At 69.8% G+C, this 16,445-nt stretch carries 15 protein-coding genes; 6 read left to right on the top strand and 9 right to left on the bottom strand.

Annotated elements, in window-relative coordinates:
• Window positions 1-120: 120 nt before the first annotated feature.
• Window positions 121-1,764 carry an acyl-CoA dehydrogenase family protein gene (locus Q4V64_RS48550; RefSeq protein WP_124444475.1) on the bottom strand — a complete coding sequence of 548 codons (1,644 nt, stop codon included), beginning with the start codon at window positions 1,762-1,764 and terminating at the stop codon, window positions 121-123.
• A gap of 72 nt (window positions 1,765-1,836) precedes the next feature.
• Between Q4V64_RS48550 and Q4V64_RS48555 the strand changes: the two genes are divergently transcribed.
• Window positions 1,837-2,595, top strand: coding sequence for a PaaX family transcriptional regulator C-terminal domain-containing protein (locus tag Q4V64_RS48555; RefSeq protein WP_124444476.1), 759 nt, complete (start codon window positions 1,837-1,839; stop codon window positions 2,593-2,595).
• A 68-nt stretch (window positions 2,596-2,663) separates the two neighbouring features.
• Here Q4V64_RS48555 and Q4V64_RS48560 read toward each other — a convergent pair whose 3' ends face one another.
• A complete protein-coding gene (locus Q4V64_RS48560; RefSeq protein ID WP_124444477.1) occupies window positions 2,664-3,461 on the bottom strand; it encodes a pectate lyase in 798 nt (265 codons plus the stop codon).
• Between the two features lie 26 nt (window positions 3,462-3,487).
• A complete protein-coding gene (locus Q4V64_RS48565; protein WP_124444478.1) occupies window positions 3,488-4,465 on the bottom strand; it encodes a pectate lyase in 978 nt (325 codons plus the stop codon).
• Window positions 4,466-4,862: 397 nt separating this feature from the next.
• Here Q4V64_RS48565 and Q4V64_RS48570 point away from each other — a divergent pair, with 397 nt between their 5' ends.
• Both Q4V64_RS48570 and Q4V64_RS48575 read left to right on the top strand, forming a co-directional pair.
• The gene (locus Q4V64_RS48570; protein ID WP_172629524.1) at window positions 4,863-5,945 is read left to right on the top strand and encodes a non-reducing end alpha-L-arabinofuranosidase family hydrolase; all 1,083 of its coding nucleotides are present in this window, start codon (window positions 4,863-4,865) and stop codon (window positions 5,943-5,945) included.
• A 60-nt stretch (window positions 5,946-6,005) separates the two neighbouring features.
• Entirely contained in the window at window positions 6,006-7,331 is a 1,326-nt protein-coding gene (locus Q4V64_RS48575) for a PHB depolymerase family esterase (protein ID WP_124444480.1), read from the top strand.
• Between the two features lie 61 nt (window positions 7,332-7,392).
• Here Q4V64_RS48575 and Q4V64_RS48580 read toward each other — a convergent pair whose 3' ends face one another.
• Window positions 7,393-8,472, bottom strand: a complete 1,080-nt coding sequence (locus tag Q4V64_RS48580; RefSeq protein WP_124444481.1) for an NADH:flavin oxidoreductase/NADH oxidase — start codon at window positions 8,470-8,472, stop codon at window positions 7,393-7,395.
• A 119-nt stretch (window positions 8,473-8,591) separates the two neighbouring features.
• Between Q4V64_RS48580 and Q4V64_RS48585 the strand changes: the two genes are divergently transcribed.
• Window positions 8,592-8,942 carry a helix-turn-helix transcriptional regulator gene (locus Q4V64_RS48585; protein WP_124444482.1) on the top strand — a complete coding sequence of 117 codons (351 nt, stop codon included), beginning with the start codon at window positions 8,592-8,594 and terminating at the stop codon, window positions 8,940-8,942.
• Here the strand turns inward: Q4V64_RS48585 and Q4V64_RS48590 are convergent.
• Together Q4V64_RS48590 and Q4V64_RS48595 are read right to left on the bottom strand one after the other, a co-directional pair.
• Window positions 8,865-10,298, bottom strand: coding sequence for a nucleobase:cation symporter-2 family protein (locus Q4V64_RS48590; protein WP_124444483.1), 1,434 nt, complete (start codon window positions 10,296-10,298; stop codon window positions 8,865-8,867). The genes Q4V64_RS48585 and Q4V64_RS48590 overlap by 78 nt on opposite strands.
• 153 nt (window positions 10,299-10,451) lie before the next feature.
• On the bottom strand, window positions 10,452-11,795 hold the full coding sequence (locus Q4V64_RS48595) for an FAD-dependent oxidoreductase (RefSeq protein ID WP_124444484.1): 1,344 nt from the start codon (window positions 11,793-11,795) through the stop codon (window positions 10,452-10,454).
• 198 nt (window positions 11,796-11,993) lie between these two features.
• Between Q4V64_RS48595 and Q4V64_RS48600 the strand changes: the two genes are divergently transcribed.
• Window positions 11,994-12,452, top strand: a complete 459-nt coding sequence (locus Q4V64_RS48600; RefSeq protein ID WP_124444485.1) for a DUF6214 family protein — start codon at window positions 11,994-11,996, stop codon at window positions 12,450-12,452.
• A gap of 54 nt (window positions 12,453-12,506) precedes the next feature.
• Here the strand turns inward: Q4V64_RS48600 and Q4V64_RS48605 are convergent, their stop codons facing one another.
• Window positions 12,507-13,160, bottom strand: coding sequence for a DUF305 domain-containing protein (locus tag Q4V64_RS48605; RefSeq protein ID WP_253267385.1), 654 nt, complete (start codon window positions 13,158-13,160; stop codon window positions 12,507-12,509).
• Between the two features lie 145 nt (window positions 13,161-13,305).
• Between Q4V64_RS48605 and Q4V64_RS48610 the strand changes: the two genes are divergently transcribed.
• Entirely contained in the window at window positions 13,306-14,871 is a 1,566-nt protein-coding gene (locus Q4V64_RS48610; RefSeq protein WP_124444486.1) for a hypothetical protein, read from the top strand.
• On the opposite strand, the gene Q4V64_RS48615 is transcribed toward Q4V64_RS48610, so the two are convergent.
• Together Q4V64_RS48615 and Q4V64_RS48620 are read right to left on the bottom strand one after the other, a co-directional pair.
• Window positions 14,859-15,611 carry a TetR/AcrR family transcriptional regulator gene (locus Q4V64_RS48615; RefSeq protein WP_124444487.1) on the bottom strand — a complete coding sequence of 251 codons (753 nt, stop codon included), beginning with the start codon at window positions 15,609-15,611 and terminating at the stop codon, window positions 14,859-14,861. The genes Q4V64_RS48610 and Q4V64_RS48615 overlap by 13 nt on opposite strands.
• A 139-nt stretch (window positions 15,612-15,750) precedes the next feature.
• The gene (locus Q4V64_RS48620) at window positions 15,751-16,443 is read right to left on the bottom strand and encodes an HAD-IA family hydrolase (RefSeq protein WP_124444488.1); all 693 of its coding nucleotides are present in this window, start codon (window positions 16,441-16,443) and stop codon (window positions 15,751-15,753) included.
• Window positions 16,444-16,445: the final 2 nt, after the last annotated feature.

The following is a 16,445-nucleotide window of genomic DNA, read 5'->3' on the forward strand; positions in this document are numbered from 1 at the left end:
CCCAGGCGAAGTCCCACTGATCGTGAGTCTGCACCACGGCACTGACAACGAAGCGGAATCGTGCGATGACTGTGTGCGAACCGGCCGAAGAACCGCTGCGCCCGGCGGATCAGCGGAGAATCAGCTCGCCTCGGGCAGCGCCCGCGCCAGGATCGCGTCCAGGTCGGCGGCGTCGGGAAGCGTGCCGAAGGCGTGCCCCCAGTCGCCCCCGAGCCGACTCGCGCAGAAGGCGTCGGCGACGGCGGGCGGGGCGTGCCGGACCAGGAGCGAGGCCTGCAAGGCCAGGGCCATCAGCTCCACCAGCCGCCGTGCGCCGGCCTCGGACGTCCGGGCCACCTGCTCCTTCAGCCGCGTCACGGCCGTGTCCAGCCGGGCGTCCGCCCCCTGCGCCAGGGCGAGTTCGCCGAACAGGGCCTCCGCGGTCGCCCTTTCACGCCGCAACGCCCGCAGCACATCGAGCGCGTTGACGTTCCCCGACCCCTCCCAGATCGACAGCAGGGGAGCCTCGCGGTAGTGCCGGGGCATGCCCGACTCCTCGACGTAGCCGTTGCCGCCGAGACACTCCAGGGCCTCGGCGGTGAAGGCCGGGCCCCGCTTGGTGACCCAGTACTTGCCCACGGCGGTCGCGATCCGGCGGAAGGCGGCCTCACCGGTGTCCCCGCGCGCCACGCGGTCGGCCGCGCCGGCCAGCCGCAGGGTGAGTGTGGTCGCGGCCTCGGACTCCAGCGCCAGATCGGCCAGCACGTTGCGCATCAGCGGCTGGTCCAGCAGCCGTGCCCCGAACGCGCTGCGGTGGCGTACGTGGTGCCCCGCCTCGACGAGCGTCTTGCGCATCAGGGTGGCCGACATCATCACGCAGTCCAGCCGGGTGCAGTTGACCATCTCGATGATCGTCTTGACGCCTTGCCCCTCGGGGCCGACCAGCCAGGCGACGGTTCCTTCGAACTCGGGCTCGGAGGAGGCGTTGGACCGGTTGCCCAGCTTGTCCTTCAGCCGCTGGATGCGGAAGGTGTTGCGGCTGCCGTCGGGCAGCACACGCGGGACCAGGAAGCAGGACAGGCCGCCTGGAGCCTGGGCCAGCACGAGGAAGAGGTCGCACATCGGCGCCGACGTGAACCACTTGTGCCCGCGCAGCGTGTACACGCCGGACTCGGCGGTGGGCGTGGCCGTCGTGGTGTTCGTCCGGACGTCGGAGCCGCCCTGCTTCTCCGTCATCCCCATGCCCGCCAGCAGGCCGCGCTTGTCGGTCGGCACCTTGAGGCCCGGTTCGTACTCACGGCTGGTCAGCAGGGGTTCGTAGATCTTGGCGAGTTCCGGCTGCCTGCGCAGCGCGGGGATCGCCGCGTACGTCATCGACGTCGGACAGCCGTGGCCTGCCTCGGTGTGCCCCCACACCAGCCCGCCCGCGGTACGGGCGACATGGGCGCCCGCCCGGTCCTCCGCCCAGGGCGCGCCGGCCAGCCCCTCGGTGACCGCGGCCCGCATCAGGTGGTGCCAGCTCGGGTGGAACTCGACCTCGTCCACGCGGTTGCCGTACCGGTCGTGCGTGCGCAGCTCGGGTTCGTGGCGGTTGGCCAGATCGCCCCACTCCTGCGCCTCGGCGCTGCCGGCCCTGAGCCCGAGCCGCCGGATGCCCTCCTCGGCCCATCCGGCACCCTCGCGGCGCAGCCCGTCGAGCAGGGCCGTGTCCGCGGACGCGTCGTAGGGGGCCAGGGGAGGGGGCTGGTTGGTGACGGCGTGGGTGGCGGATCCCTCGTATTCCATGCGTCCAGTGTTGCACTGTTGATTCGGTCGCAGCAATCATGCAACATGAGCCGTCCCGTACAGTTTGGCCCCATGCGGATCAACGTGTCGGCGCAGCACGCCGAGCTGGAGCTGCGTCCGCTGTCCGCGCGGTCGGTCGTGCTGAGCCTGCTGCTGGGTGTGCATCCCCCGGAGCTGACGGCGAAGGACCTCGTGCGGGCCGTGGAGCCCTTCGGTGTCGGCGGCTCCACCCTGCGGGCGGCGCTCAGCCGGATGACGGCCGCGGGGGATCTGCGGCGCACCGACACCGGATACCGGCTGAGCGACCGGCTGCTGGAGCGCCAGCGCCGCCAGGACGACGCCGTCGAGCCGCACGCGCGCGCGTGGGACGGCGACTGGGAGATGGTCGTGATCACCGCGACGGGCCGCGGCCCCGCCGAGCGCGCCGACCTGAGGGCGCGACTGGCCGGCCTCCGGCTCGCCGAGCTCCGGGAGGGCGTCTGGCTCCGGCCCGCCAACCTGCGCCGTCCGCTGCCCGAGGACCTCGACCGGGTGGCCCGGCATTTCACGGTCCGGCCCGACGGGCCCGCCCGCGAACTGGCGGCGAGCCTGTGGCCGCTCGACACCTGGGCGGCCACCGCCCGGTCGCTGCTCGCCCACGTCGTCGGCACGGACCGGCCCGCCGACCGCCTCACCGTCTTCGCGGCCGTCGTACGCCACCTGCTCGCCGACCCCGTCCTGCCGCCCGAACTGCTCCCCGCCGACTGGCCGGGGGCGGAGCTGCGCGCCGCGTACGCGGTCTACCGGCGCGAGATCACCGCAGCGGAGTGGGCACGCGGACACCGGGCATGACGGGGCGGCCGTACGAAGCGCCGTGCGGGGACGCTTCGTACGGCCGCTGTCACCGTGAGGGGAGGGGATCACCTATAGCTGATGTCCGAGGTGCTGTACTTGCAGTTCGTGCTGTCGGGGCCCGTCCCGACGGCGGTGTTGTTGTTGTACTTCTGGCAGGGGATGACCTTGCGGCTCGCGTCGTTGCGGATCGTGATGCCGCGCAGCGTCGCCACGTCGTTGCGGTTGACGTTGATGCCGACGATCCGCGCCGTGGAACCCGTGCCGGTCACGTCGATGGTGTTGAGGTTCACCTTCCGCGTGTACTGCGTGGAGCAGTCCCCGCAGGAGCGGTAGAGCGTCTTGAACTCCTGCACCGCGAAGTTGGAGATGTTCAGCGTGCCGCCGCCGTTGTGCTGGAAGACCTTGTCCGCGGCCTTCTTCGCACCGCCTCCGATCACGTGGTACGTGGCGCCCGTGCCGCCCTTGAAGGTGGCCGCGTCCTCGCCGACGTCCTCCCACCAGACGTTCTGCAGCGTGCAGCTGCCCTGGCAGTGGATGCCGTCGGCGGCGGGGGCGCCGAGGATGACGTTCTTCAGCACCGCGCCGTCCGCGAGCTTGAAGATCGGGTCCTGGCCCTCCTCCTGGCCGTCACCGGCCAGGTCCCCGGTGCCGTAGAACTTCTTCATGCCGTAGTCCTTGGTGCCGGACACGGAGATGGTGGAGGAGGTCCCCTGGCTGCCGTTGGGGGTCGGCCAGGTGGCCGCACTCGCCGGCGTCGTGCCGATTGCCATGATCATGCCAACCGTTAAGCCGAGCGAGGCGAGGCTGCCGATGACCTTTTGCCGCCCGGAAATCCGGCGGCGGTGCTGCGTCTGTGAAGTCATGTCCCGTTTTCCTTCTCCGGTGGGGGTCAGAGCTTCCCGGCACCCGCGCCCGACGTCACCGAGGCGACGACACTGGAGGCGGGCTCTGCCGTGTAGCTGTAGGGCGGATTGGTGAACGTGCCGACCCGCGAGACCTCGGTCGCGGCTCCACCGAGGTCGTTGCCACGCAGGTTGGCGTATCCGTCGACGTCACTGCTGCGGTTCGTGGTGACCGCGACCTTCGTCGAACGGAAGACGTTGTTCTCGACGAGCATCTGTGCGCCCATGCGGGAGTGCACGGCCGTCTCGGCGCCGACGACGTAGTTGTCGTAGAAGTGCCCGGTGCCGAAGCGCAGGCTGGGGATGCGCGAGTAGACGTTGCTGAAGTGGTTGTGGTGGTACGTCACCTTCAGGTGGCCGGTGTCCTCGCTCGCGTTGTTGTCGCTGTGGCCGACGAGCGAGCCCTTGAAGTGGTCCTTGAAGGCGTTCCAGGACACCGTGACGTTGTCCGCGCCGTGGTTGATGTCCAACAGGCCGTCGTAGTAGTCCTTGTCGTGCGCGCGGTCGGCCGAGAAGGAGTTGTGGTCGATCCACACCTTCGTCGACGCCTCGACGGTGATGCCGTCGGCGGGCGCGACCGGCTTGCTGATGTTCAGGTTGCGGATGACCACGTTCGTCACCCTCTTCAGCCGCAGCCCGCCTCCGGTGAACCCGGACGACGAACCGACGCCCAGGACCGTGGTGTTGGAGCCGATGTCGACCTGACCGCTCAGCGAGATCAGGCCGTTGACCTTGACGACCTTGGCCGAGTTGCCGGTCACGGCCGTCTTGAACGCGGCCAGTGTCGAGACGGTGACCGCCGAGGCGCTGCCGCCGCCGGTCGTCCCGCCGCCGAACCCGATCGGCGAGGTCTCGGCCGCTCCGGCCGGCTGGGGAAGGGCCAGGACGACCACCGTCGCCAGAGCGGCCGCACCGGCTGCCAGTGCGGATCTTCGCGCATGTCTGCGTGGGGGGCGAGTACGCATGCGGGTGCGTCCCTTCAAGGTGCCAGGTAGGTCATGTACGTGAATGTTGTACGCCATTCTGATCGCCGCGCGGATGCAGAGTGACCGAGCCGGACGTTCCGTCGCAGTCCAGGGAGTGCAGTTCCCTTGACTTCTCAAGCTCCAGCGGTCGTCGTCGCCATCCGTGAGATGACGGTGACGGGTCACACTGCTGAACGGAACGTAGGGGGCAAGCGCTTTCTAGTCAACGCCTTGCGCAGAACACATTCGGCCAGCCCTGGTGAGTGGTGCCGCGAATCCTTTCGAAGCGTGGGAGCGCTTCCACCGCAGCCATGTCCATGCCACGATGCTCGGCGGATGCTTCCCTTCCGAGAGGGGCGAGTCGATGACGACTCCACGGATTCGTACGTCTCCACGGATGCGTACGTTCATCAGCGGGCTGGTGCTGGCGTTGCTCGCCGTGGTCCTGACGGCCCTCTCGCCCGGACCGGCGGCCGCCGAAGGGGCCCCGCCCGGCCGGGCCGACCCGCTGCCCGACTCCTTCAGCTGGTCCTCGACCGGGCCGCTGATCAGCCCCAAGCCGGATGCCGCGCACCCGATCGTCTCCGTGAAGGACCCGACGGTGTTCCGCTACAAGAACCGCTGGCACGTCTACGCCACGACCGCCGACACCGCGGGTGCGTGGAGCCTGGCGTACACCAGCTTCACGGACTGGTCGCAGGCGTCCGCCGCGCCGCAGACCTTCCTGGACAGCAACCCCAACATCGGCAACCGGTATGCGGCCGCGCCCCAGGTGTTCTATTTCGCACCCCGGAAGCTGTGGTACATGGTCTACCAGACCGGTCCGCCCTCCTACTCCACCACCACCGACCCCGGCAAGCCCGGCAGTTGGAGCGCACCGAAGTACTTCTTCGACGGCGAGCCCCCGATCGTCACGGAGAACAAGGGGTCCGGCAGCTGGTTGGACTTCTGGACGATCTGCGACAAGACCGACTGCTACCTGTTCTTCAACGACGGCAACGGTCACCAGTACCGCTCCCGGACCACGCTCGCCGAGTTCCCGAACGGCTTCCGCGACACCACGATCGTGCTGTCCGAACCGGGCCGCTTCGACCTGTTCGAGGCGAGCAACGTCTACCGCCTCGGCGACAGCGGCACGTACCTGATGCTCGTCGAGGCGCTGGCCACCAAGTCCGACTGGCGGCGCTACTTCCGGGCCTGGACGGCCGACAGCCTGGACGGCACCTGGACGCCGTTGGCGGAAACCGAGGCGAACGCCTTCATCCGCTCCAACAACGTGACCTTCGCGGCCGGGCAGCCCGCCTGGACCACGGACTTCAGTCACGGCGAGATGATCCGCGACGGTGTCGACCAGACCCTCACGATCGACCCCTGCCGGCTGAAGTTCCTCTACCAGGGAATGGATCCGTCCGCGAGCGGCGATTACTCGCAACTGCCTTGGAAGCTCGGCCTGTTGACCCAGACGAACTCATCCTGCTGACTCCTTCCGCCGAGCAGCCGCGCACCACGTCCCCCGAGCCGACCAGAAAGGGACAAGGACGTGTCCAACACCCCCCGCAACACCACGAGAAGACCGCTGCGTTCGGTGCTCGTGGCCCTCCTCGGAGCGCTGGTGCCGTTGCTCGCGGCCACCGTGCTCACCGCGCCCACGGCCGCGGCCGACCCCCGGCCGGCCGAGGCGGTGCCCACCGCGACGCTCACCGAGGTCACGAACTTCGGGACCAACCCCAGCAACCTTCAGATGTACCTGTACGTGCCGGACAACGTCACCCCGCGCCCGGCGGTCGTGGTGGCCGTGCACTACTGCACGGGCTCCGGACCGGCCATGCACTCCGGCACCGAGTGGGCCCAACTGGCCGACCGCCACGGGTTCATCGTCGTGTACCCGTCGGTCACCCGCGCCAGCAAGTGCTTCGACGTCGCCTCGCCGCAGGCGCTGAAGCGGGGCGGCGGCAGCGATCCGGTCGGCATCAAGTCGATGGTCGACTGGGTCACCCGCACCTACTCCGCCGACACGGGCAAGATCTTCGCCACCGGCATCTCCTCCGGCGCGATGATGACGAACGTCCTGCTCGGCGACTACCCGGACGTGTTCGCGGCGGGCGCCGCGTTCTCCGGCGTGCCCTTCGGCTGCTTCGCCACCGCCGACGGCTCGGAGTGGAACAGCGCCTGTGCGAACGGCACGGTGACCCGCACCCCGCAGCAGTGGGGCGACCTCGCCCGCGCCGCCTACCCCGGCTACACGGGCCCCAGACCGCGGATGCAGGTGTGGCACGGCACCCAGGACGACGTCCTGCGCTACCCCAACTTCGAGGAGGAGATCAAGCAGTGGACGAACGTGCTCGGTGTCAGCCAGACCCCCGCGGCCACCGACTCGCCCGTCTCCGGCTGGATCCGCACCCGCTACGGCGCCAGCGGTGACCGGGCCCCCGTCGAGGCGATCAGCCTCCAGGGCGTCGGCCACAACCTGTACGCCTGGGGCATGGCGGATCGCGCGCTCACCTTCTTCGGCCTGGACAGCTCCGGTCCGTCGCCCCAACCCCAGCCCGGCGCCTGCAAGGTGACCGCCACGACCAATGCCTGGAGCACCGGCCTCACCGCCTCGGTCACGATCACCAACACCGGTACGAGCTCGATCAACGGCTGGCAGCTCGGCTTCACCCTGCCCACCGGCCAGACCGTCACCAACGGCTGGGGCGCCACGTACACCCCGTCGTCCGGCTCGGTGACGGCCACCAACGCCACGTACAACGGCACGCTCGCTCCGAACGCGAGCGTGACCATCGGCTACCAGGCGAGCCATACCGGCAACAGCGCGGCACCTGGCGCGTTCACGCTGAACGGAAAGGCCTGCACGGGGAGTTGACCCCAGTGGGCTCGGGTGGACCGGAAGAAGCGGCTTCCGGGCCACCCGGCCCCGGCGCTGATCAGACCGACCGGTGGTACTGGTCCGGCACGTGCACGTCCCCGCCCAGCTCGCGCGCCGCGAGCCGTGCCCATGACGGGTTGCGCAGCAGTTCGCGGCCCAGGAGTACGGCGTCGGCCTCGTCGTTGGCCAGGATCTTCTCGGCCTGTTCGACCTCGGTGATCAGGCCGACCGCGGCGACCGGAAGCGTGGTCTCTTCCTTGACCCTGGCGGCGAAGGGCACCTGGTAGCCCGGGCCGGTCGGGATGCGGACGCCGGAGGCGTTGCCGCCGGAGGAGACGTCCAGGAGGTCGATGCCGTGCGCCTGGAGGTCCCGGGCGAAGCGGACCGTGTCGTCGGGGGTCCAGCCGCCCTCCTGGAGCCAGTCCGTCGCCGAGATGCGGAAGAACAGCGGCTTGTCGTCCGGCCACACCTCCCGTACGGCGTCGACGACCTCGAGGGCGAAACGGGTGCGGTTCTCGTACGAGCCGCCGTAGGCGTCGGTGCGGTGGTTGGAGTGCGGGGAAAGGAAGTTGCCGATCAGGTAGCCGTGGGCGCCGTGGATCTCGGCGATCTCGAACCCGGCGTCGAGCGCACGGCGGGCCGCGTCCGCGAACTGGCCGACGATCTCCTGGATCCGGGCGACCGTCAGCTCGGTCGGCACCGGGTGCCGCTCGTCGAACGCGACCGGGCTCGGTCCCAGCGGCTGCCATCCATGGGCGTCCGGCCCGACCGGCGCGCCACCCTTCCAGGGCTGGTCGGTCGAGGCCTTGCGGCCGGCGTTCGCCAGCTGGATGGCCGGAACCGAGCCCTGGTCCGTCAGGAAGCGCGTGATCCGGCGGAACGCCTCGACCTGGGTGTCGTTCCAGATGCCGAGGTCGTAGGGGGAGATCCGGCCCTCGGGGCTGACGGCGGTGGCCTCGACGACGATCAGGCCGGTGCCGCCCGCCGCGCGCGCCGCGTAGTGCGCGAAGTGCCAGTCGGTGGGAGCGCCGATGTCCGGCCCTTCGGGTGCGGCCGAGTACTGGCACATCGGGGGCATCCACACCCGGTTGGGGATCGTCACATCGCGCAGGGTGTAGGGCTCGAAGAGCGCGCTCACGGCGGACTCCATTCGTCACGGGGCCGGTGTCGGCTTCTACGATAAACGTCGTAGTACGTCAGATGTCAAACTACGAGGGATCTCGTACAATGAAGGTCCCCGAGGAAAGTGGACCCGCCGTGACCTCTCCCGCCGTCAGCAGCCGTGACCTCCCGCACCCGGCGCGCGAGGAGATCCGGCTGGAATCCGTTCTGCACGCGCTGTCCGATCCCATGCGGCTGCGGATCGTGCGAGAGCTCGCCGCCGACGGCGACGAGCTCTCCTGTTCGCACTTCGATCTGCCCGTGACGAAGTCCACCACCACGCACCACTTCCGGGTGCTGCGTGCGGCAGGGGTGATCCGGCAGATCTACCGGGGCACGGCCAAGATGAACGGCCTGCGCCGGGAGGACCTAGACGATCTCTTCCCGGGGCTTCTCGACCGTCTGCTCGCCGCCGCCGACCGGCAGGCCGTCCGCCTCGGCGGCTGAACCGGCTGAAACCCCGGTTGAATCAGCTGAATCGGAGGAACCGGCTGAACCCGCCTTCGCCGGCAGGTGGTTGAACAGCAGGTTCAGCACGATCGCCGTCAGGCAGCCCGCGCTGATGCCGCTGTTCATCACCGTCTGGAACCAGTCCGGGAACTTCTCGTAGATCGTCGGCACTCCGACCGGCAGTACGCCCATGGCCACCGACACGGCGACCACGGTCAGGTTGTTGTTGCCCTTGAAGTCCACCTGGGTCAGAGTCCTCAGGCCGCTCGCCGCGACCGTCCCGAACATCACCAGACCCGCGCCGCCGAGGACCGGCGCCGGAATGGCCGCGACCACCGCGCCCAGCTTGGGCAGCAGACCGAGCAGGACGAGGATGCCGCCCGCGGTGGCGACGACCCAGCGGCTGCGGACGTGCGTCATGCCGACGAGGCCGACGTTCTGCGCGTACGCCGTGTACGGGAACGTGTTGAAGACGCCGCCGAGGACGGTCGACAGGCCGTCGGCGCGCAGGCCGTCCGACAGGGAGCGCGGCTCGACCTTCCGTCCGGTCATCTCGCCGACCGCGATGAAGTCGCCCGTGGTCTCGGTCATCGTCACCAGCGCCACCACCAGCATGGAGATGATCGCCGACGCCTCGAAGGCGGGCGCACCGAAGTGGAACGGCGTGCTGATCCCGACCCAGTCGGCGTCCCCGACCCCGCCGAAGTCCGTGAACCCGAAGTGGACGGCGACCGCCAGACCCACCGCGATACCGATCAGCACCGCGATCCGGCTCAGGAAGACCGGCGCGAACCGCTGCACGCCCAGCACCACCGCGAGCACGAAGGCGGCCAGCGCGATGTTCTTCGGCTCCCCGAAGTCCTCCGCACCGGCGCCGCCCGCCACCCAGTTGCCCGCGACCGGCAGCAGCGAGATGCCGATGATCAGGATCACCGTGCCCGTGACGAGCGGCGGGAAGAAACGCAGCAGCTTCCCGAAGACCGGCGCGAGCAGCACGATCGCGAGCCCTGCGACGATCACCGAGCCGTAGATCGCGGGCAGTCCGCCACCGGTCGTACCGATGAGGACCATCGGCGACACGGCCGCGAACGTACAACCCTGCATGATCGGCAACCGCACGCCGAAGCGCCAGAACCCGATGCACTGGATGAGCGTGGCGATGCCGCACACGAGCAGATCGGCGGTGATCAGATAGGCCAGGTCCGCGGCCGACAGCTTCATCGCCCCGCCGACGATCAGCGGAACGGCCACCGCGCCCGCGTACATCGCGAGCACGTGCTGCAGACCGAAGGCGGCCAGCTGCCGTACGGGTGGGACCTCGTCTACGGGATGCACGGGGGTGGTGGTTGCCATGGGCGCTCCAGAGCGGCGGACGAGCGGGGACGATCGAACAACATGAGACCGTAAGCGGCTTGAACAGTTTGTTGATTGCTGGGGTGTTGCCGCTTTGTGTCATGCCCACTCAATGGCCGCCGACTCTGCTGGGGCCTGTCCTGCCGGCAGGTCCTAGGAGGCTTCCGTCCGCGCCGCCGCCAGCAGTGACTCCCAGTCGGGCAGCTTGACCACGCTCCGCCCGAGTGAGGCCCCGAGCTCCGCCTCCGCCCGCTCGATGGCGCACCACCCGGCCCACTCGACCGGTTCGATCCCCTCGGCGCGCAGTGCCGCGAGCGGGTCGCCGGGCAGATCCCTTTGTACGAGCACGGAGGCGTCCTCGAGCAGGGAGGTCACCGTCTCCTTGGCGTCGGGCCGGTTGGTGCCGATGACGCCGGTCGGGCCCCGCTTGATCCAGCCGGCCACGTACTCGCCCGGCGCGACGAGGCCGTCGCGCAGCACCCGCCCGGCCAGCTGCGGAACGGTGCCGCGCGCCGCGTCGAACGGCAAGCCCTCCAGCGGCACACCGCGATAGCCCACCGACCGCAGCACCAGCTGCGCCTCGATGTCCTCGTACCGGCCCGTGCCCGTCACCCCGCCCTGTCCGTCCGGCGCCGTCCGCTCGAAGCGCACCGCTCCCACGCGCCCTCCGTCGGCGAGCAGTTCGACGGGACGCAGGAAGAAGCGCAGCCGGATCCGGCGCGACGCGGCCCGCGACTCGGACTCCGCCCAGCCGCGCAGCACCTCCACGTTGCGGCGCTGCGCGGCGGGCAGCGCGGAAGGGTCGACGTACGCCGGATCCGACGCCGCCTCCGCCGGATCCACGGCCACTTCGGTGTCCGGCAGGGTGCCCAGCTCGCGCAGCTCCTTGGTGGTGAAGCGGGCCTGCGAGGGGCCTCGCCGCCCCACCATGCTGATGTCGGTCACCCGGCTGGCGGCCAGCGCGGTGAGCGCCGCCTGCGGCATGTCGGTGGGGGTCAGCTCCGCCGGGCCCCGCGCCAGCATCCGGGTGACGTCCACGGCGACGTTCCCGACCCCGATGACGACGGCCGACCGTGCGCCCAGCACGAAACCGTCGGCGGCGGCGTCCGGATGGGCGCTGTACCAGGACACGAACTCGGTCGCCGACCAGCTGCCCGGCAGGTCCTCCCCGGGAATCCCGAGGTGCCGGTCGGTGGCGGCGCCCACGCAGTACACGACGGCGTGGTACAGCTCGCGCAGCCGCGCGGCCGGCACCCCGCCGGGGCCGACCTGAACGCCTCCGAGGAACCGCACCCGCTCGTGCTCCAGGACGGTCCGCAGATTGTTCTGCAGCGACTTGATCTTCTCGTGGTCCGGTGCCACGCCGTACCGCACCAGGCCGTACGGGCACGGCAGCCGGTCCAGGACGTCGACGAGCGTCTCGGAATCCTGCTGTACGAGGCTCTGGGCGGTGTAGCACCCGCTCGGCCCGGAGCCGACGACGGCGACATGCAGCACGGCGGAACTCCTTGTCCGGGGTCGGAGGAGATCGCTGGTACTTCCAGCATCGCACCGCTGCCGCTCCGCTGACAGGGTGCTGTGCGCCGGACGGGCGTGCGTGTCCGTTCGTGTGGAATGTGATCATGCGGTTACGTTGCGTGTGTGCTCGAAGCATCATTTCTTGACCTTTCTGATCGTTCTCCGACGGACGGCACCGTGTCCGTGTGGTCCGCGTGGGAAGTGCAGGAGGACGGGGGAGCGACGTCGTGGTTCGACGTCCGGCTGGCGTTCACCGACGGCGCCCGGGTCGACGTGCTCGCCGTGATGTGCGAGGGGTGCGTCTCCATCGAGGACGTCCGGGCCCAGCCGGCGCTGTCCCTCGATGACCTGGCGGCGCTCGCGGACTGGATCGAGGGCCCTCTCGCCGAGGCCTGCGGAGGCGGGCCGGAGCCTGCCCCGGAGGCGGCCGGATCGCGCCGCGCCCGCCCCGCGTGGCCGCACGGCGTCGAGGGGCGGTGGCTGGCCGCCCAGGAGTACCGCACGGCCCAGGAGGAGGGCGCCGATCCGGTCCTCGCGGTGATGTGCGCGACCGGGCACAGCCGCCGCATGTCGCTCCGGCTCATCGCCCAGGCGCGTGACGCGGGCTTCCTGGCACCACGTCACGCGCGGCGCTGAGCGGGCCGGTTACCGGTAACCGGTCCCACGAGCGGGCCGGTTACCGGTAACCGGTCACACCATGTCCCGCATCCGCGTGATCTCGCTGGTCTGCTGTGCGATCACGTCGTCGGCCATCTCCTCGATCCGGACGTTGTTGCCCTGCCCCTTCACGTCCGTGGCCATGGTGATCGCGCCCTGGTGGTGAGTGATCATCAGCGTGAGGAAGAGCTGGTCGAAGGCCTCCCCCCGGGCCGAGCGCAACTTCTTCAGCTGGGCCTCGGTGGCCATCCCGGGCATCGTGGCGTGCTCGTGGCCCGTGCCCTTGTCGTCCTTGCCGTGCTCCTTGAGCCAGCCCCGCATGCCGGCGATCTCCGGCTTCTGTGCGGCCGCGATCCGTTCGGCGAGCGCCTTGACCTTCGCTGACTCGGCGCGGTCCGGGACCAGTTCGGTCATCTCCAGTGCCTGGGCGTGGTGCTCGATCATCATCCGCGCGTAGGAGACGTCCGCGGAGTTGGGGGAGTCGTCGTCGGTGCGCTGCCGCGCCGCGTCCTCGGCGGACATCTTCCGGTTCGCCTCACCGGGCTTGCCCGGCACGAGGACCGACGGGCCGGTCTCGGCGGCCGGCTTCGCGTCCGATCCGGAATCGCAGCCCCCGGCACCGAGTACGGCCAGGGCGGCCAGCGAGGCCACGGCCAGGGGCACGCGGGACGCACGGCGGATGAGCACAACGACCTCCTGTGGCAGGCGGGTTGAGAGACGCCTCGTCAGGCGTCGGACACCTCGTGAGTGTCGAAGACCGTCCTAGCACGCTTCCGCGCGTGACTGATCAAAAACCTTTATTACATGTTCGTTGCCCCCTGTTGATATGTGCATGGTGAAGAAGATACTTCGTGGGTACGTGATCCGTTCCCACGAGAACGGCACCAGGGAGGAACCAGTGATCCTGAAGGACCCCCGAACCAGGCACAGACGCCTGGGAGTTGCCGCGACAGCCGTCGGACTCCTGGCCGCGTTACTGACGGCCAGCCCGGCGGCCGCGACCCCCGACCCCGGGGACAAGCCGGCCACGAGTAAGGAGGTGTCCAAGAGCACCGAGGCCCAGGTCCGGTCGGCGATCGCCGAGGGCGAGATACCGGGCCAGGACGAGATCGTCCACTCCGCCAACATCGAACACGTCGTCAACGTCCCCAAGGACGTCCTGCCCGGCACCAACTCCGACCTGGCCTTCCAGGGCAAGTACGCCTACGCCGGGAACTACGACGGCTTCCGCATCTTCGACATCAGCAACCCGAAGGCGCCGAAGACCGTCGCCCAGGTCCTGTGTCCGGGCTCGCAGAACGACATCTCCGTCTCCGGGAACCTGCTGTTCCTGTCCACCGACTCCTCGCGCAGCGACAGCAGTTGCAACAGCACCACGCAGCCCGCGACCGAGAAGTCGTCGTGGGAGGGCATGAAGGTCTTCGACATCAGCGACAAGAAGAACCCGAAGTACGTCGCCGCCGTCGAGACCGCCTGCGGCTCGCACACCCACACGCTGGTGCCCGAGCGCAGGAACGTCTACATCTACGTGTCCTCGTACTCGCCGAACGCCGCGTACCCGGACTGCCAGCCGCCGCACGACGGGCTCTCGGTCATCAAGGTGCCGCGCAGCGCGCCCGAGAAGGCGGCGGTCGTGGGCTTCCCGGTGCTCTTCCCCGGTGACGGCCCCGACGGCGGCGGCAACCCCGGTGCGCCGACCAACCCGGGCGTCTCCAAGACCACCGGCTGCCACGACATCACGGTCCTGCCGTCCAAGGACCTGGCGGCGGGCGCCTGCATGGGCGACGGCATCCTGTTCTCCATCGAGGACCCGGAGCGTCCGAAGGTCATCGACCAGGTGCAGGACAACGTGAACTTCGCGTTCTGGCACTCGGCGACCTTCAACCAGAAGGCGAACAAGGTCGTGTTCACCGACGAGCTGGGCGGCGGCGGTGCGGCCACCTGCAACGCGGAGATCGGTCCCAACCGCGGCGCCGACGGCATCTACGACATCGTGGGCAAGGGTGACAAGCGCAAGCTGGTCTTCCGCAGCTACTTCAAGATCGACCGTCACCAGGCGGACACCGAGGTCTGCGTGGCCCACAACGGATCGCTGATCCCGGTCAAGGGCAAGGACCTCATGGTCCAGGCCTGGTATCAGGGCGGCGTCTCCGTCTGGGACTTCACGGACTCCTCGAAGCCCAAGGAGATCGCCTACTTCGAACGCGGCCCGCTGACCACCGACCGGGTCACGACCGCCGGCTCCTGGTCGGCGTACTACTACAACGGCTACATCTACTCGAACGACATCGCCAAGGGCTTCGACGTACTGAAGCTCAACGACCGGCGCACGGACCCGGCGAAGTGGGTCCGCATGAGCGAACTCAACGTCCAGACGCAGCCGGACTACTTCGACTGATCGGACTGATCGGCCGGATCGGTCTGTCCGGCTTGATCGATCTGGTCGGCCTGGCCCGCCTGGCCGTCGGGGCCGCACTCCGGTGCGGCCCCGGTCGCGAAGAACCGTGACAGATCCGTGTCACACGTCCCGTCGGACGCCTTCCCGGCGTCCGGCGGGACACCCAGCTCCCAGTCGAGCCGGTACCGCTTGAACAACTCCGCCCGCAGCACGGGAAGCGGCATCGGCACCCCCGGCACCAGGGCTGCGAAGACCGAGCCCATGAGCAGGGCGCGCAGCATGGGGTAGTCCGCGTCGACGTCCTCGGTGCCATGGCGGGCGACGGTGTCCCGCAGCAGCTGGGACAGGCGCTGCTGCTCCGGGCACTGCACGAAGCCGTCGGCCTCCAGGATCCCGGCCATGTGCTGGCGCATCAGCACGGGCTGGTCCCGGGCCAGGCCCAGGATCGCGTCGATGGCCCGCGCCATCCGCTCCCGGCCGTCCTCGGTTCGCGGCTCGCGCTCCAGCGCCTCCTCCAGCGTGCGGTGCATCAGCCGGTGCACGGCGGACTGCACCAGTCTTCGCTTGCCGGGGAAGTAGTACGACACCAGACCGCGCGCCGAGCCCGCTCTGTCCGCGATGTCGCCGAGCGTCGTCGCCTCGTACCCGCGTTCGCTGACCAGCTCCACGGCCGCCTGCAGAAGCCGCTCCCGGGAACGCCGCCGCAACTCTTCATTGACCGAGGCGCTGCGCGGGGACATCCTGTAACTCCTGCGTTGACTGGCTGCCAGCCAACTATACTCAGCGCGTCCGGATCGGCCCTGTGAAGGGGCTGATCGGGCTGCCGTCTGCCTCGGGCGACGCGGGGGATCGTCCGAGGCGGGCGAGCATGTGCCGAGGTCAGTCCACCAGGTCCAGCACCGGCAGCAGCCCGTCCGGCCGCCGCGCCACCGGCAGGTGGTCCACGAAGTGCACCCCGCATCCCAGGGCCGCCGCGCCGCCGTCCGCCCGCCGGTCGTCGCCGACCATGACCACGTCCCGCGGATCGGCGCCGAGCGCCACGCAGGCGGTCTCGAACAGCCGGGGGTCGGGCTTCTGGATGCCGTGCTCGTACGACAGGACGTAGGTGTCGACGTACGGGTCGAGGCCGTGGTCGCGGAACACCGGCCGCAGATCCCAGCCGATGTTGCTGACCACGCCGACACCGACACCGCGCTCGCGCAACGTGCGCAGCACCTCGAAGGCGTCGGGATACGGGGCCCACGCGGCCGGCGTCATGTGCCGGTCGTACAGCGCGTCGTACAAGGCGGGGTCGGGGAGCGGCACTTGGCGGGAGAGGCCGGTGTACGCGGCCCGGTGCAGCTCGGCGCTCTTGTCGCGGATGTCCCAGAGGGCGGCGAACTCGTCGGGGATCTCCTGTACGGGACTGGTCCCGCCCGGCAGGGCGCCCACTCGCTCCAGGCCCTGCGCGGCCCGCAGCAACTCGGGCTCGGTGAGGGAGAGTCCGGCCTCGGCGAGCACGGCCCGCAGCCATGACTCGGCGGACTCGATACGGAAGAGGGTTCCCGAGAAGTCGAACAGCACGGCAGCCATGG

It is taken from the genome of Streptomyces sp. NL15-2K (assembly GCF_030551255.1).
Lineage (GTDB): Bacteria > Actinomycetota > Actinomycetes > Streptomycetales > Streptomycetaceae > Streptomyces.